Below are 18415 nucleotides of genomic sequence, written 5' to 3'. Positions count from 1 at the left end.
GAAAAAGGCCACCCAATGGGTGGCCTTTTTCGCGTGTCTGGCGGAGAGGGGGGGATTCGAACCCCCGAGGCGCTATAAACGCCTGCCTGATTTCGAGTCAGGTACATTCAACCGCTCTGCCACCTCTCCAGATGGTCCCCGGCGAACCGGGGAGCGAATAATACGGTCAGGAGCCGCCGACGGCAAGCCATTCCCGCGCTTCCGATGAATTTCTTCTGTATCGATGCCTTGCCGGATGTCCGCAGGGCCGCGATCATGCCGTTATCCCTCAGCAATACACTCCTGGCCTGCGCACCTCCATGATCGAATTCGGACACCTGACCCACCCTGGCCTGCGCCGTGACCTCAACGAGGACACCTACTACGGGGACGGGGAGCTGGCACTGTGGCTGGTGGCCGATGGCATGGGCGGGCACGCCTGTGGCGAGGTGGCCAGCGCGCTGGCGCGCGAGACCATCGTGCGCGAGATCCGCCAGGGCGCCACGCTGGCGCATGCGATCCGGGTGGCCGACGAGGAAATCATCCGCACCTCGCGCCGCCGCAACGACAGCCTGCCGATGGGCACCACGGTGGTGGCCGCCCGGGTCCAGGGCAACCGCTATGAAGTGGCCTGGGTCGGCGACAGCCGCGCCTACCTGTGGCGCGACGGCAAGCTGGCGCAGCTGAGCCAGGACCACAGCGTGGTGCAGGAAATGGTGGCGCAGGGCAACCTGACCGCGGAGGAAGCGCGCGCCCACCCGCACCGCAACGTGGTGACCCAGGCGCTGGGGGTGACCGACCCGGCCCACCTGAACGTGGCGACCACCGCCGGCGAGCTGCGCCCGGGCATGCAGCTGCTGCTGTGCAGCGACGGGCTGACCGAGGAAGTGGAAGACACCGGCATCGCCCGCACCCTGGCCTACGACGACGCCAGCGCGCAGGAATGCGTGGATACGCTGGTGGCGGCGGCGCTGGATGGCGGTGGTTCGGACAACATCACGGTGATTCTGGTGCGTTGCCATTGATTCAAGCGTGTCACGACCAACGGTCGTGACCTACCGCGGTGGCTATGCCACCGCCTCTTCCACCTTCGGGCCATCCCAGATGGCATGGCCGGCCTTCTTGCGCAGCTTGGCCAGGCGCGCTTCGTGCGCCTCCCGTTCCGAGGCCGTTGCCACCACGCGCGGGCGCGGCAGCAGGCGGCTGGTGTCGAAGGCCTGGGCGTGTGCGGTACCCGGACGAGCGTCATCGGCCGAACCAAAGCCGATTTCCTCCTGGCCGGAGGTCAGTGCGATGTACACATCGCCCAGGATCTGCGCATCGAGCAGGCCGCCGTGCAGCTGGCGGTGCGCGTTGTCCACGCCCAGCCGCTTGCACAGCGCATCCAGCGAGTTGCGCTGGCCCGGATAGCGCTCGCGCGCCATCTTCAGCGTATCGATCACCGTACAGCGGTCGGTGATCTTGCCGTACTGGTCGCCCAGCAACGACAGCTCGTAATCCAGGAAGCCCAGATCGAACGCAGCGTTGTGGATGATCAGCTCGGCGCCGTCGATGTAGGCCAGGAATTCTTCGGCCACCTGCGCGAACACCGGCTTGTCGGCCAGGAACTCCAGGGTCAGCCCGGTGACTTCCTGCGCACCCTGTTCGAACTCGCAGTCCGGCTTGAGGTACTGGTGGAAGTTGTTGCCGCTCGGGCGGCGCTCCAGCAGCTCCACGCAGCCGATTTCGACGATGCGGTTGCCCTTGCGCCATTCCAGGCCGGTGGTTTCGGTATCGAGGATGATCTGACGCATGGGCTTAGTGTACCGGGCCGGCGGCACGGATCCGGATCGCGGCGTCGCGCGCCAGCGTATCCACCCGCTCGTTGTCCGGATCGCCGGAATGGCCCTTCACCCAACGCCAGTCGATGCTGTGCTTCTGGGTGGCGGCATGCAGCCGCTCCCACAGGTCGCGGTTCTTGACCGGGTCGCCGCCGGCGGTCTTCCAGTTCTTGCGGATCCAGCCCGGCAGCCACTGGGTCAGGCCCTGGCGCACGTACTGCGAATCGGTGAACAGCACGATCTCGCACGGCTCGGTCAGCGCTTCCAGGCCGGAGATGGCCGCCATCAGCTCCATCCGATTGTTGGTGGTGTGCGCTTCGCCGCCACTCAGCTCACGCTCGTGGCCCTTGTAGCGCATCAACGCGGCCCAGCCGCCGGGACCGGGGTTGCCAAGGCAGGAGCCGTCGGTGTGGATTTCAATGGTTTTCAATACAACTCCAGATCAGGTCGCCACGGTGCCGTGCCAACGGCGTACCGGCAGTGGCGTAGGTCCTGGCAGGGCCAGGGTGCGTTTTTCGGCGGTGAACAGGCAGGCCGCGCGCAGGGCGGCGATGCTGCCGCGCTCGGGCGCGCGGTCGCGCCACATCGGGCCCAGCCAGGCCAGCTCGTCGCAGGCCAGCCCGGCCCGCTCCAGGGTGTGGCGCAGCCGCTGCGGCGTGCGCACCACCAGCCCGTGCCGGCGCCACTGGCTGCGGTACGGGCTGAACGGATTGAGCGTGGACAGCCACAGCCGCCCGCCGGGCATCAGCACCCGCGCGCATTCGCCGATCAGCTGTTCGGCGTCGCGGGCGGTCACGTGCTGCAGCACGATGGCGTTGAGGCTCTCATCCTGGAACGGCAGCGGCAGCGCGCAGGTGACGTCGCCGGTGTAGCCGCCGGCGCTGCGGTGCAGGCGCACGCCCTGCCCCGGCAACGCGGCATCCTCCAGCCACGCCGGGGTCGGCGCGATCCACAACCAGGGGTTCAGCGGGTGCGAGGCCAGCACCGGTTCCAGGGCCTTGCGCTCGAGCTCACGCAGCGCCTGCGCCGGTTCAGTATCAAACCAGGATGCGACGGAAGCTTGACGGGGGCTCGGCGCGGCGGGCATGGTCCAATTCTATGCGACTGACTGCCCTACCCGCATTCGCGGACAACTACATCTGGGCGCTGGTCGCCGACGACGGCCGCGCGATCGTGGTCGACCCCGGCCAGGCCGCCCCCGTGCTGGCCGCCGCAGCGCAGCAGAACTGGCGCCCGCACACGGTCCTGCTCACCCACCACCATGACGACCACATCGGCGGCGTGGCGGAGCTGCAGGCCCGGTTTCCGGGGCTGGAGGTGATCGCCCCGGACGATCCGCGCATTCCCGGCGCCACCCGCCGGGTGGGTGAAGGTGAACGCATTCAGGCATTGGGGCTGGAGTTGGACGTAGTATCCGTGCCCGGACACACCCGGTCGCATGTCGCATTTCACAGCGCTGAACATCTTTTCAGTGGCGATGCGCTGTTCAGCCTGGGCTGTGGCCGGATGTTCGAAGGTACGCCACCCCAGCTTCTGGCTTCCCTGCACAAGCTGGCGTCCCTGCCGCCGCACCTGTTGTTGTGCTGCGGCCATGAGTACACCGTGTCAAATGCCGTCTTCGCGCGGCATGTCGACCCCGCCAACGCCGCGCTCGCGCGACGCCAAGAGGAGGCACTGGCCATGCGCCGCGATGAACGCCCCACGCTGCCCGTTACGTTGGCAAGCGAGCTGGAATGCAACCCGTTCCTGCGAACCGATACACCCGCTGTCCGCGCTGCTGTCAGCCAGCACCTCGGTCTTCCCGTCACCGATGAAGTCGATGTCCTGGCAGGTCTGCGGGGCTGGAAAGACGGATTCCGAACATGAGTCGGCGATGGTTGCCGCTCGCGGCAGGCCTGGCGATCGCCATCACGGGCACCGCGGGCGCCCAGTCGTTGAGTGCGGGGATGTCGCAGAACGTGGCCGGCTTGTCGCAGTTGCCGCTGGACGGCGCTGCCCTGCCCCCCGCCTCGGTCCGCAATGGCCAGGACATCTTCGCCAGCTTCCGCGATGGCCTGGCCGAGCCGACCTGCGATGTCGAGGCCACCAGCCCGCGCTGGCAAAAGCAGTTCGCCCACGCGCCCTCGCGCCTGGCCAACCAGGATGACGATGCGCTGGTGCTGTTCGGCTATGTGGTCGAAGAGCTGCGCGCGGCCAACCTGCCCACCGAATTCGCGTTGATCCCGTTCGTGGAAAGCGGCTACCGGCCCAACGCGCGCAATGGCGCCGGCCCGGCCGGGCTGTGGCAGTTCATCGCCTCCACCGCCAAAAACCACCGCGTGCAGATGACCAGCGGCTACGACGGCCGGCTGTCGGCGGCCGATTCCACCCAGGCCGCGGTGCGCTACCTCAAGACCCTGCATGGGATGTTCGGCGGCGACTGGCGCCTGGCCACCATGGCCTACAACGCCGGCGAGTACCGGGTGCTGCAGTCGCTGCGCAAGGCCGGCATGAACGCGCAGAACGCGCGCCCGGCCGAACTGCCGGGGCTGTCGCCGGTGACCTATGCGTACGTGGAGAAGCTGCACGCGCTGGCCTGCGTGCTGGAAGACGCTGAAACCACCCCGACCGTGATGGCGTCGCTGGACCGCACCGTGCCCGTGCTGAAGGGCCACACCCTGCCGGCCGGCACCAGCGTGCAGCAGTGGGCCGCACAGCGCTCGCTGGACCCGGCGCGCATCGCCCGGCTCAATCCGGCCCTGGCCAGCGGCAAGGGCCGCCCCAGCGGCCAGGTGACCGTGCTGGCCCCGGCCACCCACGCGCCGGTGGATCCCTCGGTGATGCTGGCCAAGGCCGATGCCCCCGTCACGGACACGGTCAGCCCGCGTACGGAGACCCAGGTGGCCAGCCGCAGCGTGGCCAGCGCGGACCGCCCGAAGGCGCGCCGCCACACCGTGCGCAACGGCGAGTCGGCCTGGACGATCGCCAAGCGCTACGGGATGCCGCTGAAGGCGCTGCTGTCGTTGAACAACCTGAGCGGCAGCAGCGTGCTCAAGCCCGGTGCGGTGTTGCGCGTCGAGGATTGAGCCGGTTCGGTCGAGGAACAAAAAAAGGCCCGGCATTGCCGGGCCTTTTTCGTATGACGCCAGCGAACCCTCAGAGGTTCGCTTCTTCGACCTGCACCTTGTAGTGCTTGCGCATGGCCTGGATGAAGGCCTTGGCCGAAGCCATGCCGTCGACCTGGTCCAGCTGGTCCTTGAACTGCTGCTTCTGCTCGGCCGGGACTTCGGCGAGGTTCGGCGGGGTCACCTTGTTGACCGCGAACACCACGTAGCGGTCCTGCACGGCGACCTTGCCGTAGCTCGGCTTGCCTTCGGCCGGGGCCGGGGCGGCGAACACCGCGCGGTTGATTTCCGGGGTCGGCACCGGCTGGGTGCGCGGCAGGCCCGGCAGCGGGCTGAGCTGCAGCTTTTCTTCGGCGGCCAGCGCCTGCAGGGTCTGCCCGGCGTTGAGCTTGGCCAGCAACGCATCAGCGGCCTTGGCCGAGACCTGGCGGTTGCGGTCGGCGCGGATCGCGGCGATCACGCCGTCGCGGGCCTTGTCCAGCGGCAGCGCCTGCTCCGGGCTGTGGTCGGTCACGCGGATCATGACGCTGTGGTCGGGCGTGATCGAAATCGGATCGCTCACGGTGCCGTCCTGCACCAGCACATCGGAGAACGCCGCACGCAGCACCGCCGGGTTGGCGGCAATGCCGCTGGCGGTGTCACGGGTGAACGGGCCAATGGTCTGCACCTTCAGGTTCAGCGCATCGGCCGCGCCCTGCAGCGAGGTCGGGTTCTTGTACACCTGGTCGACCAGGCGGCCGCTCAGTTCGGAGAACGCGCCTTCGTTGTCGGCCTTGAGCTGTTCGGCGGCGATCTGGTCGCGGACCTCCTCGAACGGACGCTGCTGGCCACCACGGACCTCGCGCAGCTGCAGCACGTGGTAACCGAACTCGGTCTTGACCGGTGCGCTCACTTCGCCTGCCTTCATGCCAAACAGCGCGTCTTCGAACGGCTTGACCATGGAGTCGCGTTCCACCCAGCCCAGGTCACCACCGGTGCCCTTGGAGCCGGTGTCGTCCGAATTGGCCTTGGCCAGCGCGGCGAAGTCCGCACCCGGCGCCTTGGCCTGTGCGGCCAGCGCGGCGGCCTTCTCTTCGGCGGCCTTGAGCTTGGCCGGATCGCTGCCATCGGCGGCGATCAGGATGTGCGACGCAAGACGCGCTTCGGGCGTGGAGAAGCGCGCCTTCTCGTCGGCGTAGCGCTTGCGCAGCGTGGCCTCATCAGCGGCAGCAGCCGGCGGCAGGGTAGCCGCGTTGATTTCCACGAACTCCAGCGACACGGTTTCCGGCTGGCGGAAATCCTTCGGGTGGCTGTCGTACCACTGCTTGATCTGTGCGTCGGTGACTTCGGCGGTATCGGCCGGCAGTTCCGGCAGCGCGGCGATTTCTACGTCACGCGTCTCGCCCAGCAGCTTCATCAGCCGCTCGGCCTCGACGCTGGTGACGAAGCCCGATTCCTGCAGCGCCTGCGGAATGATCGACTGCTGCAGGCTCTCGCGCACCAGCGTTTCGAACTGTGCCGGGGTACGCGGCGGGTTGCCGGTGCCCAGCGCCAGGCGGTACTGGTCCTGGTTGAACTTGCCATCGGCGCCGATGAAAGCCGGGATGGAGGCGATGGTTTCGCGCACGGCGGCGTCGCCGATGACGATGCCGGACTGTTCGCCGGCCAGGCGCACGACCTGCTCATCGATCATCTGGTCGAGCACGGCGCGCTTGTTCTCGGCGCTTTCGAACTCGCGCGGGTCGAAGTTCTCACCCTGCTGCTGGCGGGCCTGCTGGCGCGCCTGCTCGAAACGGGTACGGAATTCTTCCGCACTGATTTCATGGTGCTGCCACAGGAAGGACATCGGCCACCACGACGGCGCCGAGCGCCACCAGGTCGGCGGCGCTGCCACCTTGGCCACGTTCTGCGCACCGACACCACCCAGATAGCTGGAGTCGATCACGAACAGGAACGGAATCATCAGCAGCCCCAGGATCACGGTAACGATCCAGCCCGAGGTCTTGTCGCGAAGTTTCTGCAGCATGGGAGAAATCAAGGCCCGATTGGCGAATCCGGCAGTGTACCCCGCTTCGGGCCACTCCCCAACAGGGATGCCGCGCTGCATGCCTTCAGGCAAAAGAAAAGCCCCTGGTTTGCACCAGGGGCCTTCAAGAATTGGCGGAGCGGACGGGACTCGAACCCGCGACCTCCGGCGTGACAGGCCAGCATTCTAACCAGCTGAACTACCGCTCCGCGCTTGAAACTTTGCAGGCGCTCATTATATCCGAAGATATTCAGAAAACCCACCCCGAAGTACTGCTTTTCGAGGATTTTTTGTAACTGGCGGAGCGGACGGGACTCGAACCCGCGACCTCCGGCGTGACAGGCCAGCATTCTAACCAGCTGAACTACCGCTCCGCACTAAAACCTTTACTGCTGCCTTCCACGACGATCTGGATCGTTGCAGAAAACAAGGCCCCCGATCGCTCAGGGGCCTCGTTGAAACTGGCGGAGCGGACGGGACTCGAACCCGCGACCTCCGGCGTGACAGGCCAGCATTCTAACCAGCTGAACTACCGCTCCACATTTCAAACTTTTACTGGCGGTGCATGGTGGGTGCTGAGGGTTTCGAACCCCCGACCCTCTCCGTGTAAAGGAGACGCTCTACCGCTGAGCTAAGCACCCCAGCAAGCCGCTTAGTTTACGGCATCCTTCAGGGCTTTGCCAGCCTTGAACGACGGATTCTTCGACGCAGCGATCTTGATGGTGTCGCCGGTCTTCGGGTTGCGGCCGGTACGGGCAGCGCGGTCACGCACCTGGAACGTACCGAAGCCCACCAGGGTCACCGCATCACCGCCCTTCAGGGCCTTGGTGACGGAAGCGATGACGGCATCGACAGCGCGGCTCGACTCGGCCTTGGTCAGGTCAGCGGCTTCGGCAACGGCGTCGATCAATTCGGTCTTGTTCATTCTGTACAGCTCCTTTGGCGGGGATTCCGCATGTTCGACAGTGAAGCATCCGACCCGCTACGTGGCCGGACGCCAGTGAAGTTCTCGATTCGCACCCGTCAGCGTCTGCTGACTTGCGAGTGGTGCTTTTATACCAGCGCACCCCTACCCGCGCAAGCTGAAAAGCCAATAACGACGCGGGTTTCGGGCATTTCCCGCGCGCGCGTCAGTGCTTGACGCGCGTTGTGGATGCTGTCTTGCTCTTGCCCCGCACTGTGACGCGTTGCCCATCCTTCTTGGGCTTGGGCGCGGTCAGCGGCGTTTCCAGGGCCAGGTCCAGCACCTCTTCAATCCACTTGACCGGAATGATCTTCAGGTCGCGGGTGACGTTGGCCGGAATGTCGGCCAGGTCCTTGCGGTTCTCCTCGGGGATGATCACGGTGGTGATGCCACCGCGCAGCGCCGCGAGCAGTTTTTCCTTCAGGCCACCGATGGCGGTGACGCGACCGCGCAGGGTGATTTCGCCGGTCATCGCCACTTCGGCGCGGATCGGCACCTTGGTCAGCATCGACACCAGCGAGGTCACCATCGCGATGCCGGCGCTGGGGCCGTCCTTCGGGGTGGCGCCATCGGGCACGTGCACGTGCACGTCGTGCTTCTGCAGGAACTCGGCATCGATGCCCAGCCGCTCGGCGCGCGAACGCACCACCGACAGCGCGGCCGAGGCCGATTCCTTCATGACGTTGCCCAGCTGGCCGGTCAGGATCAGAGCGCCCTTGCCCGGGACCAGGGTGGATTCGATCTGCAGCAGGTCGCCGCCCACCTCGGTCCAGGCCAGGCCGGTGACCAGGCCGATCTCGTTCTGCTCCTCGGCGCGGCCGAAGTCGAAGCGGCGCACACCCAGGTACTTCTCCAGGTTCTTGCCGTTGACCACCACCAGCGCCTTCTTCTTCGCCGCGGCCTTCTTGCCGGCCTTGGCCGGCTTGGTCAGCACCGCCGGACCACCCAGCGCGATTTCCTTCACCACCTTGCGGCAGATCTTGGCCACTTCGCGCTCGAGGTTGCGCACGCCCGATTCGCGGGTGTAGTAACGCACCACGTCCTGGATGGCGTCGGCTTCGATCTCCAGTTCCTCCGGCTTCAGGCCGTTGGCCTTGAGCTGCTTGGGCACCAGGTAGCGCATGGCGATGTTGAGCTTCTCATCCTCGGTGTAGCCGGGGATGCGGATCACTTCCATGCGGTCCAGCAGCGGCCCGGGGATGTTGAGCGAGTTCGAGGTCGCCACGAACATCACTTCGGACAGGTCCAGGTCCACTTCCAGGTAGTGGTCGTTGAAGGCGTTGTTCTGTTCGGGGTCGAGCACTTCCAGCAGCGCCGAAGACGGGTCGCCACGGAAGTCCATCGACATCTTGTCGATCTCATCGAGCACGAACAGCGCGTTCTTGCTGCCCACCTTGTTGAGGTTCTGCACGATGCGGCCGGGCATGGAACCGACGTAGGTGCGGCGGTGGCCACGGATCTCGGCCTCGTCGCGCACGCCGCCCAGGCTCATGCGCACGAACTTGCGGTTGGTGGCCTTGGCGATGGACTGCCCCAGCGAGGTCTTGCCCACGCCCGGCGGACCGACCAGGCACAGGATCGGGCCCTTCATCTGCTTCACGCGCGACTGCACCGCCAGGTATTCCAGGATGCGGTCCTTGACCTTGTCCAGGCCGAAGTGGTCGGCATCCAGGGTGTCCTGGGCGACCTTCAGGTCCTTGCGTACCTTGGTGCGCTTCTTCCACGGCACGCCCAGCAGCCAGTCCAGGTAGTTGCGCACCACGGCCGCTTCGGCCGACATCGGCGACATCTGCTTGAGCTTGTTGAGCTCGGCCTTGGCCTTGGTTTCCACCGGCTTGGGCATGCCCGCCTCGGCGATCTTGCGGGCCAGCTCTTCCAGCTCGCCCGGCGCATCGTCCAGGTCGCCCAGTTCCTTCTGGATCGCCTTCATCTGCTCGTTGAGGTAGTACTCGCGCTGGCTCTTCTCCATCTGCGACTTGACCCGGCCGCGGATGCGCTTTTCCATCTGCTGCACGTCGATCTCGCCGTCGACCAGGCCGACCAGCATTTCCAGGCGGTCGCCCACCTGCAGGGTTTCCAGCAGGCGCTGCTTGTCGGCCAGGCGCACGCTGATGTGCGCGGCGATGGTGTCGGCCAGGCGCGCCGATTCATCGATGCCGGCCAGGGTCTGCAGCAGCTCCGGCGGCAGCTTGCGGTTGGTCTTGACGTACTGTTCGAACAGCGACATCAGCGAACGGGCAATGGCCTCGACCTCGCGCGGCTCGCGCGCGTCGTCCGATTCGATTTCCTCGGCCACGCCGTGCAGCGAACCGTCGCGCTCGGTGACCTGGGTTACGTTGACGCGCGACAGGCCTTCAACCAGCACCTTGATGGTACCGTCGGGCAGCTTCAGCAGCTGCAGGACCTGGGCCAGGGTGCCGACCTGGTAGAGATCAGCGGCGGTGGGGTCGTCGGTCTCGGCCGACTTCTGCGCCAGCAGCAGGATGCGCTTGTCCGCCTCCATCGCCTGTTCCAGCGCATGCATGGATTTGTCGCGGCCGACGAACAGCGGAATGACCATGTGCGGGAACACCACCACGTCGCGCAGCGGCAGTACCGGCAGGTCGAGAGTCTCAGTTGGGGAACGGGCCATGTGGGCTCCAGTTGAGCAGTGGGGATGGCCTCCGGGCAGCGTCACCCGGATACAAAAAAGCCGATGGCCCCGTTATGGGGCCATCGGCGTCCAGATGCAAGATGCTCTGAAAAAGGTCCATCAATTCAAATGCTTGAACCGATTATTCAGCACCTGCCGCCTTCTGTTCAGGGGCCGGCGGGGTCTGGTAGATCAGGTACGGCTCGGACTTGTGTTCGATCACCGATTCGTCCACCACCACCTTGCTGACGTTTTCTGCCGAAGGCAGGTCGTACATGGTGTCCAGCAGGACCGATTCGACGATGGTCCGCAGGCCACGGGCACCGGTCTTGCGCTTGAGCGCCTTGCGGGCAATGGCCGACAGGGCGTCCGGGCGGAACTCGAGCTCGACGTGCTCCATCTCGAACAGCTTCTTGAACTGCTTGGTGATGGCGTTCTTCGGCTCGGTCAGGATCCTGACCAGGGCCGCCTCGTCCAGCTCTTCCAGGGTCGCCACGACCGGCAGGCGGCCGACGAACTCCGGGATGAGGCCGAACTTGATCAGATCTTCCGGCTCGACTTCGGCCAGCACCTTGCCCACTTCCTGCTTGCGCTCGGAGCTCTTCACCTTGGCGCCGAAGCCGATGCCACCCGAGTCGTTGGAACGCGCCTGGATCACCTTGTCCAGCCCGGCGAACGCGCCGCCGCAGATGAACAGGATGTTCTTGGTGTCCACCTGCAGGAATTCCTGCTGCGGGTGCTTGCGGCCGCCCTGCGGCGGAACGCTGGCCACGGTGCCTTCGATCAGCTTCAGCAGCGCCTGCTGCACGCCTTCGCCGGACACGTCACGGGTGATCGACGGGTTCTCGCTCTTGCGCGAGATCTTGTCGATTTCATCGATGTAGACGATGCCCTGCTGCGCCTTCTCGACGTCGTAGTCGCACTTCTGCAGCAGCTTCTGGATGATGTTTTCCACGTCCTCGCCCACGTAACCGGCTTCGGTCAGCGTGGTGGCGTCGGCCATGGTGAACGGCACGTTGAGCAGGCGGGCCAGGGTCTCGGCCAGCAGCGTCTTGCCCGAACCGGTCGGACCGACCAGCAGGATGTTGGACTTGGCCAGTTCGACTTCGTCGTTCTTCTGGCGGCTCTCGATGCGCTTGTAATGGTTGTACACGGCCACGGCCAGCGTGCGCTTGGCCCGGTTCTGGCCAATCACGTACTGATCCAGGACTTCGAGGATCTCGCGCGGCTTGGGCAGCGAACTGCGCGCCGACTGCGCCTTTTCCTCGAGCTCTTCACGGATGATGTCGTTGCACAGCTCCACGCATTCATCGCAGATGAACACGCTTGGCCCAGCAATCAGCTTGCGCACCTCGTGCTGGCTCTTTCCGCAGAAGGAGCAGTAGAGGATCTTGCCGGTTTCCGTGGAACGACCTTGGCGGTCTTCGCTCATGCTTCGCTTACCCAGTTACCCCACCCGCTGAACGGGGGTTCGATTCGAGAATAGCACAGGGTCGGGAGGACGCCAGTCCAGCCCGACCCTGCGGAAACAGGCCGGTTTCCCGGCCCGGCGGCACATCAGGCCGGGGTGATCGACTCTTCCGGACGGCGCTCGAGCACCTGGTCGACCAGGCCGTAAGCCACCGCATCGGCCGCGCTCTTGAAGTTGTCGCGCTCGGTGTCACGCGCGATGGTCTCCAGCGACTGGCCGGTGTGCTTGGCCAGCACTTCGTTCAGGCGCGAACGCAGGGTCAGGATTTCACGGGCGTGGATGTCGATATCCGTGGCCTGGCCCTGGAAACCGCCCAGCGGCTGGTGGATCATCACGCGCGAGTTCGGCAGCGCATAACGCTTGCCGGCCGCGCCGGATGCCAGCAGCAGCGCGCCCATCGAGGCGGCCTGGCCGACGCAGATGGTGCTCACGTCCGGCTTGATGTACTGCATGGTGTCGTAGATCGCCATGCCGGCGGTGACCACGCCACCGGGCGAGTTGATGTAGATGCTGATGTCCTTTTCCGGATTGTCCGCTTCCAGGAACAGCAGCTGCGCCACCACCACGTTGGCCATGTGATCGTCGATCGGGCCCACGAGGAAGATCAGGCGCTCCTTCAACAGGCGCGAATAGATGTCATAGGCGCGCTCGCCGCGGCTGGTCTGTTCGACCACCATCGGAACCATGTTCAGGGCTTTGGTTCGGTTGTCCATTGTGAGGCACCTATTTGAGGGGGAACGACCCCGCGCCGGGGCGCGGGGCGTAAAACACGGGCCGCTTACTGGCGGATCGCGTCCTGGAACGACAGCGGCTGCTCGGTGTGCTGGGCGCGCTCGGCGATCCAGTCGATCACCTGCTCTTCCATCACGCGGTTCTGCAGCCCACTCATCAGCTGGGGGTCGTTGCGGTACATCTCAATGACCTGCTCCGGCTCTTCATAGGTCGAGGCGATCAGGCGCATGGTTTCGTTCAGGCGCTTGGGATCCAGGCGCAGGTCGTTCCTGCGGGCCACTTCGCCGACCAGCAGGCCGACCAGCACGCGCTTGGCGGCCGCGTCCTTGAAGCCTTCATGGGCGTCGGCCGGGATTTCGCCCGGGTTGCGGCCGCTGCGGCGGATCTGCTCGACCTGCTGGGCCAGCATCGCGCGGGCTTCGTTGTCGACCAGGCGCGGCGGCATTTCGACCGAGGCGTAGGCGGCGATCAGCTGCTCGCCCACTTCACGGCGCAGGCGGTTCATCAGGGCACCCTTGAGCTCTCGCTCCAGGTTGGCGCGGATGTCCTTGCGGAACTGTTCCACGTCGCCGCCCTTCACGCCGAAGCTCTTGATGAACTCGGCATCGACTTCCGGCAGCACCGGCGCGGACACGTCCACCGCCTTGACGGTGACCTTGACCTGCTTGCCAGCCAGCGCCGGCACGCGCCAGTCGGCCGGGAACTCGACATCCAGGGTCTTCTCTTCACCCTTGGCCAGGCCGACCAGGCCCTGTTCGATCTGCTCGAACATCATGCCCTGGCCCACCACCACGCTGCCCTTTTCGGTGCCTTCGGCCGGCAGGCGCTCGTCGCCTGCCTGCGACCAGGTTTCCAGTGCCACCAGGTCGCCGTCCTGGGCGCCACGGTCCACCGGGCTCCAGCTGCGGCGCTGCTCGCGCAGGTTGGTGATCATCTGGTCTATGTCGGCGTCGTTGATCTCGGCGGTGTGGCGCACGACGGTCAGCTTGCTGACGTCGACGTCGCCGAAGTCCGGCACCAGCTCGACGGTGGCCACGAAGGAGAACTCACCTGCGTCGCCCTTGTCGATGCGCGGCGCGCCGGCAATGCGCAGCTCGTGCTCGCGCACGGCGGCATCGAAGGTTTCACGCAGCAGGCCGTCAACGGCTTCGCTGCGAACCTGCTGGCCGAAGCGCTGCTCGATCACCTTGGCCGGCACCTTGCCCGGGCGGAAGCCCTTGATGCGCGCGGTGCGGGCGATTTCGCCCAGGCGGCCGCTGATGTGGGTCTGCAGGCGGTCTTCCGGCAGCGAGAAGGTCAGGCGGCGTTCCAGATTGCCGGTGGATTCGATCGAAGCTTGCATGTTGACTCCTGCCAACCGGTGGCGACGCCCCCGGCACGATGTGATTGGATGAAACGGGTTGAGAACGCGGGGTCGTGGACGCGCCTGCCCGCCGCAGCCCTGTAGTTTGGCCGATAACGGCCAGCGCCGCCAGCATGGTGCCGGGAACGTCAATCCGGGGCGTGTTCAGGGAGTCCCCTGCCCCGTCAGCTGGTGCGAAAGGGGGGACTCGAACCCCCACGCCTTGCGGCACTGGAACCTAAATCCAGGGCGTCTACCAATTCCGCCACTTTCGCGCTGGGCGGCATTATAGCGGCGCAAGGCCGATCAATGCCGCCTGCCAACCGACCGCGTAGAGCCACGCCCTGCGTGGCTGCGCAATGCCGAACTCCAGGCAAGAAAAAAGCCACCCGGCTGACCGGATGGCTTTCGTCTTGGTGGGCTGTCAAGGATTCGAACCTTGGACCTATTGATTAAGAGTCAACTGCTCTACCAACTGAGCTAACAGCCCGAAAATCGGGAGGCGAATTATGACGCAATGCCGCACGGTGTTGCAAGCGGTTTTTACAGACATCGTTCAGACGCGCTCGTAGAGCCACTCCCTGCGTGGCTGCGCGACGCAGGATCGCAGGCAAGAAAAAAGCCACCCGGCGAACCGGATGGCTTCTGTCTTGGTGGGCTGTCAAGGATTCGAACCTTGGACCTATTGATTAAGAGTCAACTGCTCTACCAACTGAGCTAACAGCCCTGAAAACTCAGGCGCATAGTGTAGCGTTTGCGCCTTTTTTTGCAACCCCGACTCACTTCCGGTGAAACGGGTTCTTCAAATCAGTGGGGTGGCTGAGGGGATTCGAACCCCCGACCACCGGAATCACAATCCGGTACTCTAACCAACTGAGCTACAGCCACCACTGAAACCTGTTTATTCGTTTACAACCTTTGAAGCAGCCCCGCGTGTGCACCGATGGTGCGCCCGACAGGAATCGAACCTGTAACCGCCGGCTTAGAAGGCCGGTGCTCTATCCAGTTGAGCTACGGGCGCCCTGACCGGATTGTCGCATTCCCATCCCGTTTTGAGCAGCGGGACGTGGTCGGGGTAGAGGGATTCGAACCCCCGACATCCTGCTCCCAAAGCAGGCGCGCTACCAGACTGCGCTATACCCCGGTGGTTTGATCCCTCGAGGTTCCCCCCGAAAGAGTCGGCTATTGTGGGAATCGGCGAGGCATCTGTCAACGGTTTTCACAAGGTTTTTCACATTCATGATCGGGCGCTATGCTTTCTCCAGCGGCCGGACGGCCCTAACCCTACCCTTCAAGGAGATTGGCAATGCGCAGCGGCAATCCTGCACTTTCGGAGTCGACGTTCCTCGACCTGGCCAGCGGCTCGGTGGTGACCTCGCCCGACCAGGTGATGACCATCAACGGCACGGTCAACAAGACCGGCATCCTGCTGTTGCTGGCCGTACTCACCGCTGCCTTCGCCTGGAGCCAGGCCATCGGCGCCGACGGCCAGATCGCACCGGGCGCGATGATCTACGCCATCGGCGGCGCCATCGGCGGGCTGGTCCTGGCCGTGGTGACGGTGTTCAAGAAGGAATGGTCGCCGGTCACCGCGCCGATGTACGCGCTGGTGGAAGGCTTCTTCCTGGGCGCGATCTCGGCGGTGATGGAAGTGCGCTTCCCGGGCATCGTGTTCCAGGCGGTGCTGCTCACCTTCGGCACCCTGTTCGCCCTGCTGGCGGCCTACCGCAGCGGCCTGATCAAGGTCACCGAGAACTTCAAGCTGGGCGTGGTCGCGGCCACCGGCGGCATCGCGCTGCTGTACCTGGCCTCGTTCGTGCTGGGCTTCTTCGACATCAACGTGCCGGTGATCCATGAAGCCAGCTGGCTGGGCATCGCCTTCAGCCTGTTCGTGGTGGTGGTGGCCGCGCTGAACCTGGTGCTGGACTTCGACTTCATCGAAAACGGCGCCGCCGCGCGCGCACCGAAGTACATGGAGTGGTACGGCGCGTTCGGGCTGATGGTGACCCTGGTGTGGCTGTACGTGGAGTTCCTGCGCCTGCTGTCGAAGCTGCAGTCGCGTTGATTCAACGCGTCTGGATGAAAAAAGGGCGCCTGTGAGGGCGCCCTTTCTTTTTGGAGCAGCCGACTAACAGTCGGCCCTACCGTCGGCTCTACCACGCCCGGTTACAGGCGGCTGGCGATGGCCTGGGCGAAGCCCATGGTGTTGCCGGTGCCGCCGAGGTCGCCGGTCAGCGAGTCCTTGGCTTCCAGGGTGGCCACGATGGCCTTGCGCAGGCGCTCGGCGTTCTCGGTCTGGCCGACGTGGTCCAGCATCTGCGCGGCCGCCAGCAGCAGCGCGCACGGATTGGCCTTGCCCTGGCCGGCGATGTCCGGCGCGGTGCCGTGCACGGCTTCGAAGATCGCCGCGTTCTCACCGATGTTGGCACCCGGGGCCAGGCCCAGGCCGCCGACGAGGCCGGCGCACAGGTCGGAGATGATGTCGCCGAACAGGTTGGTGGTGACGATCACGTCGAACTGTTCCGGACGCATCACCAGCTGCATGCAGCAGTTGTCGACGATCATTTCCTGGAACTCGATGTCCGGGTACTTGGCCGCCACTTCGCGCGCCACGGCCAGGAACAGGCCCGAGGTCGACTTGATGATGTTGGCCTTGTGCACGGCGGTGACCTTCTTGCGGCCGGTGCTGCGGGCCAGCTCGAAGGCGTAGCGCACGATGCGCTCGGAGCCCTTGCGGGTGATGCGGGTGCCGGAGAACGCGGTTTCGCCGTCGGCCGACACTTCCTGGCCTTCGGCCAGGTACGCGCCTTCGGTGTTCTCACGCACGGTGACCAGGTCCACGCCGTCGCCGAAACGCGACTTGGTGTTCGGGAACGACACCGCCGGACGCACGTTGGCGTACAGGTCGAAGTGGCGGCGCAGGCTGACGTTGATCGAGGTGAAGCCACCACCGACCGGCGTGGTCAGCGGGCTCTTCAGCGCGATCCGGTTGCGTGCGATCGACTCCAGGGTGGAAGCCGGCATCAGGTCGCCGTGCTTTTCCAGTGCGACCAGGCCAGCGTCGGCATCTTCGTATTCAAAGCCGGTGTCCAGCTTGCCGAGCACGAACAGCGTAGCGTCCATGATCTCCGGGCCGATGCCGTCACCGCGGATGACCGTGATTTTCTGCGTCATTTGATCTGTTTCCGAACCGAGGGGGAGCGCCGTCCGTAAGGGACCCGGAGCAGGGGCGCAAGGGAAGTTTCACCCGCAATTATGCCTCACCCGCCCAAGGGACCCCAAATTAGCCATTGGTAGCGCCCGACCGTTGGTCGGGCGGAATCCATCAATGTTCGTGAACGGCCGGGGCGGCGGCGCCGCCTTCCAGCTGGTCCAGGAAGTCCACGGCGCGGCGCAGGTGCGGGATCACGATCGAGCCGCCGACCACCAGGCCGACCGAGAAGGTCTCGAAGAACTCCTCGCGGGTCACCCCGGCGTCCTTGCACTGGGCCACGTGGTAGCTGATGCAGTCGTCGCAGCGCAGCACCATCGAGGCGACCAGGCCCAGCAGCTCCTTGGTCTTCACATCCAGCGCGCCGGCCTGGTAGGTCTGGGTGTCGAGCGCGAAGAAGCGCCTCACCACCTGGTTGGGCTCGCCCAGGATGCGCTGGTTCATGCGCTGGCGGAACTCGGTGAACTCGGCGATCCGGTCCTTGCTGCCGTCGTCCGCAGCGCTCATGCGCCTTCTCCGTTCAGCAGCGGCTCAAGCTTTCCTTCCCGGTGCAGGGCGATCATGTCGTCGTACCCACCCACATGGACCTCGCCCACGAAGATCTGCGGCACGCTGGTGCGGCGGGTCTTGGCCATCATCTTTTCGCGCTCGACCGGGTCCAGGTCGATGCGGACTTCGGTCCAGCTCTCGCCCTTGCTCTTCAGGAAGTTCTTGGCGGCCACGCAGTACGGGCAGACGGCGGTCGAATAGATGGTGATGGGCGGCTTCCCACCCGGGTTGGAAGCGACATCTTGGCTCACGGGAAACTCCACAGCGGAACGAGTGTCTGTATATGGTAGCCCTGCGCTGGATTTTCCATGTCATCACCGCAACACTGCGGATCACCCGCAGCCCCCAGGAGTTCCTGTTTGCGCCTTTTGCTGCTCTCTGCCGCGTTGACCCTGGCCCTGGCCGCCCCCTTGGCGTCGGCCCAGGACAGCAAGCTGCCGGACATCGGCTCGTCGGCCGGTGAACTGCTGACCCCGGCGCGCCAGGCCGAGTACGGCGGGATGATGCTGCGGGAGCTGCGCAACTACGGCTTCCTGCTGGATGACCCGCTGGTGGACGACTGGCTGCAGACCATGGGCGCGCGGCTGGGCTCCAACAGCGCCCAGC

16 protein-coding genes, 11 tRNA genes and 1 pseudogene are annotated in these 18415 nt (G+C 65.4%); 5 read left to right on the top strand and 23 right to left on the bottom strand.

Annotated elements, in window-relative coordinates; genetic code table 11:
* Nucleotides 1-38: 38 nt before the first annotated feature.
* Nucleotides 39-129: transfer RNA gene (locus QMX79_RS14760), tRNA-Ser, on the bottom strand.
* Nucleotides 130-299: 170 nt separating this feature from the next.
* On the opposite strand from QMX79_RS14760, the gene QMX79_RS14755 reads away from it, so the two are divergent.
* On the top strand, nucleotides 300-1004 hold the full coding sequence (locus QMX79_RS14755; protein ID WP_068854556.1) for a protein phosphatase 2C domain-containing protein: 705 nt from the start codon (nucleotides 300-302) through the stop codon (nucleotides 1002-1004).
* A gap of 42 nt (nucleotides 1005-1046) precedes the next feature.
* Here QMX79_RS14755 and dnaQ read toward each other — a convergent pair whose 3' ends face one another.
* The 3 genes from dnaQ to QMX79_RS14740 are packed head-to-tail and all read right to left on the bottom strand — an operon-like array spanning nucleotide 1047 to nucleotide 2886.
* Entirely contained in the window at nucleotides 1047-1772 is a 726-nt protein-coding gene (gene dnaQ, locus QMX79_RS14750) for a DNA polymerase III subunit epsilon (protein ID WP_282247398.1), read from the bottom strand.
* Nucleotides 1773-1776: 4 nt separating this feature from the next.
* Complete coding sequence (gene rnhA / locus QMX79_RS14745) at nucleotides 1777-2229, bottom strand: ribonuclease HI (RefSeq protein WP_068849587.1); 453 nt, start codon at nucleotides 2227-2229, stop codon at nucleotides 1777-1779.
* A gap of 12 nt (nucleotides 2230-2241) precedes the next feature.
* A complete protein-coding gene (locus QMX79_RS14740; protein ID WP_282247397.1) occupies nucleotides 2242-2886 on the bottom strand; it encodes a methyltransferase domain-containing protein in 645 nt (214 codons plus the stop codon).
* Between the two features lie 11 nt (nucleotides 2887-2897).
* On the opposite strand from QMX79_RS14740, the gene gloB reads away from it, so the two are divergent.
* Both gloB and QMX79_RS14730 read left to right on the top strand, forming a co-directional pair.
* On the top strand, nucleotides 2898-3665 hold the full coding sequence (gloB, locus tag QMX79_RS14735) for a hydroxyacylglutathione hydrolase (RefSeq protein WP_282247396.1): 768 nt from the start codon (nucleotides 2898-2900) through the stop codon (nucleotides 3663-3665).
* On the top strand, nucleotides 3662-4864 hold the full coding sequence (locus QMX79_RS14730; RefSeq protein ID WP_282247395.1) for a lytic transglycosylase domain-containing protein: 1203 nt from the start codon (nucleotides 3662-3664) through the stop codon (nucleotides 4862-4864). Before gloB ends, QMX79_RS14730 begins: the two co-directional genes overlap by 4 nt.
* 70 nt (nucleotides 4865-4934) lie before the next feature.
* On the opposite strand, the gene QMX79_RS14725 is transcribed toward QMX79_RS14730, so the two are convergent.
* The 16 genes from QMX79_RS14725 to QMX79_RS14650 all read right to left on the bottom strand — a co-directional run bounded on the left by QMX79_RS14725 (nucleotide 4935) and on the right by QMX79_RS14650 (nucleotide 15193).
* A complete protein-coding gene (locus tag QMX79_RS14725) occupies nucleotides 4935-6908 on the bottom strand; it encodes a peptidyl-prolyl cis-trans isomerase (protein ID WP_282247394.1) in 1974 nt (657 codons plus the stop codon).
* A gap of 132 nt (nucleotides 6909-7040) precedes the next feature.
* Nucleotides 7041-7117, bottom strand: a tRNA-Asp gene (locus QMX79_RS14720).
* 88 nt (nucleotides 7118-7205) lie between these two features.
* Nucleotides 7206-7282: transfer RNA gene (locus tag QMX79_RS14715), tRNA-Asp, on the bottom strand.
* 88 nt (nucleotides 7283-7370) lie between these two features.
* A tRNA-Asp gene (locus tag QMX79_RS14710) sits at nucleotides 7371-7447 on the bottom strand.
* 27 nt (nucleotides 7448-7474) lie between these two features.
* A tRNA-Val gene (locus QMX79_RS14705) sits at nucleotides 7475-7549 on the bottom strand.
* Between the two features lie 11 nt (nucleotides 7550-7560).
* Nucleotides 7561-7833, bottom strand: a complete 273-nt coding sequence (locus QMX79_RS14700) for an HU family DNA-binding protein (protein WP_019185801.1) — start codon at nucleotides 7831-7833, stop codon at nucleotides 7561-7563.
* Between the two features lie 205 nt (nucleotides 7834-8038).
* A complete protein-coding gene (gene lon / locus QMX79_RS14695; RefSeq protein ID WP_282247393.1) occupies nucleotides 8039-10504 on the bottom strand; it encodes an endopeptidase La in 2466 nt (821 codons plus the stop codon).
* Between the two features lie 142 nt (nucleotides 10505-10646).
* Nucleotides 10647-11936: an ATP-dependent Clp protease ATP-binding subunit ClpX gene (clpX, locus tag QMX79_RS14690; protein ID WP_068849575.1), complete on the bottom strand. Its 1290-nt coding sequence runs from the start codon at nucleotides 11934-11936 to the stop codon at nucleotides 10647-10649.
* Between the two features lie 125 nt (nucleotides 11937-12061).
* Nucleotides 12062-12688: an ATP-dependent Clp endopeptidase proteolytic subunit ClpP gene (gene clpP / locus QMX79_RS14685; protein WP_282247392.1), complete on the bottom strand. Its 627-nt coding sequence runs from the start codon at nucleotides 12686-12688 to the stop codon at nucleotides 12062-12064.
* A 65-nt stretch (nucleotides 12689-12753) separates the two neighbouring features.
* The gene (gene tig, locus QMX79_RS14680; protein WP_282247391.1) at nucleotides 12754-14049 is read right to left on the bottom strand and encodes a trigger factor; all 1296 of its coding nucleotides are present in this window, start codon (nucleotides 14047-14049) and stop codon (nucleotides 12754-12756) included.
* Nucleotides 14050-14239: 190 nt separating this feature from the next.
* Nucleotides 14240-14324: transfer RNA gene (locus QMX79_RS14675), tRNA-Leu, on the bottom strand.
* Between the two features lie 139 nt (nucleotides 14325-14463).
* Nucleotides 14464-14539 (bottom strand) — tRNA-Lys (locus QMX79_RS14670).
* A gap of 161 nt (nucleotides 14540-14700) precedes the next feature.
* Nucleotides 14701-14776 (bottom strand) — tRNA-Lys (locus tag QMX79_RS14665).
* Between the two features lie 84 nt (nucleotides 14777-14860).
* A tRNA-His gene (locus tag QMX79_RS14660) sits at nucleotides 14861-14937 on the bottom strand.
* A 56-nt stretch (nucleotides 14938-14993) separates the two neighbouring features.
* Nucleotides 14994-15070, bottom strand: a tRNA-Arg gene (locus QMX79_RS14655).
* A 46-nt stretch (nucleotides 15071-15116) separates the two neighbouring features.
* Nucleotides 15117-15193: transfer RNA gene (locus QMX79_RS14650), tRNA-Pro, on the bottom strand.
* Nucleotides 15194-15355: 162 nt separating this feature from the next.
* On the opposite strand from QMX79_RS14650, the gene QMX79_RS14645 reads away from it, so the two are divergent.
* Nucleotides 15356-16114: a Bax inhibitor-1/YccA family protein gene (locus tag QMX79_RS14645; RefSeq protein ID WP_282247390.1), complete on the top strand. Its 759-nt coding sequence runs from the start codon at nucleotides 15356-15358 to the stop codon at nucleotides 16112-16114.
* A gap of 101 nt (nucleotides 16115-16215) precedes the next feature.
* Here the strand turns inward: QMX79_RS14645 and QMX79_RS14640 are convergent, their stop codons facing one another.
* The 3 genes from QMX79_RS14640 to grxC all read right to left on the bottom strand — a co-directional run bounded on the left by QMX79_RS14640 (nucleotide 16216) and on the right by grxC (nucleotide 18060).
* Nucleotides 16216-17223 carry an isocitrate dehydrogenase gene (locus QMX79_RS14640; protein WP_282247389.1) on the bottom strand — a complete coding sequence of 336 codons (1008 nt, stop codon included), beginning with the start codon at nucleotides 17221-17223 and terminating at the stop codon, nucleotides 16216-16218.
* Between the two features lie 151 nt (nucleotides 17224-17374).
* The gene (locus QMX79_RS14635; RefSeq protein ID WP_038690172.1) at nucleotides 17375-17767 is read right to left on the bottom strand and encodes a carboxymuconolactone decarboxylase family protein; all 393 of its coding nucleotides are present in this window, start codon (nucleotides 17765-17767) and stop codon (nucleotides 17375-17377) included.
* Nucleotides 17764-18060, bottom strand: a complete 297-nt coding sequence (gene grxC / locus QMX79_RS14630; protein WP_282247388.1) for a glutaredoxin 3 — start codon at nucleotides 18058-18060, stop codon at nucleotides 17764-17766. Before grxC ends, QMX79_RS14635 begins: the two co-directional genes overlap by 4 nt.
* A gap of 57 nt (nucleotides 18061-18117) precedes the next feature.
* Between grxC and QMX79_RS14625 the strand changes: the two are divergent.
* Nucleotides 18118-18415 (top strand): annotated as a pseudogene (locus QMX79_RS14625) (M48 family peptidase); the annotation flags it as partial.

Source organism: Stenotrophomonas sp. PS02300 (genome assembly GCF_029959395.1).
Lineage (GTDB): Bacteria > Pseudomonadota > Gammaproteobacteria > Xanthomonadales > Xanthomonadaceae > Stenotrophomonas > Stenotrophomonas maltophilia_AD.
Note: the sequence above shows the minus strand (reverse complement) of the source record. Positions and strands in the feature narration are given on the sequence as shown.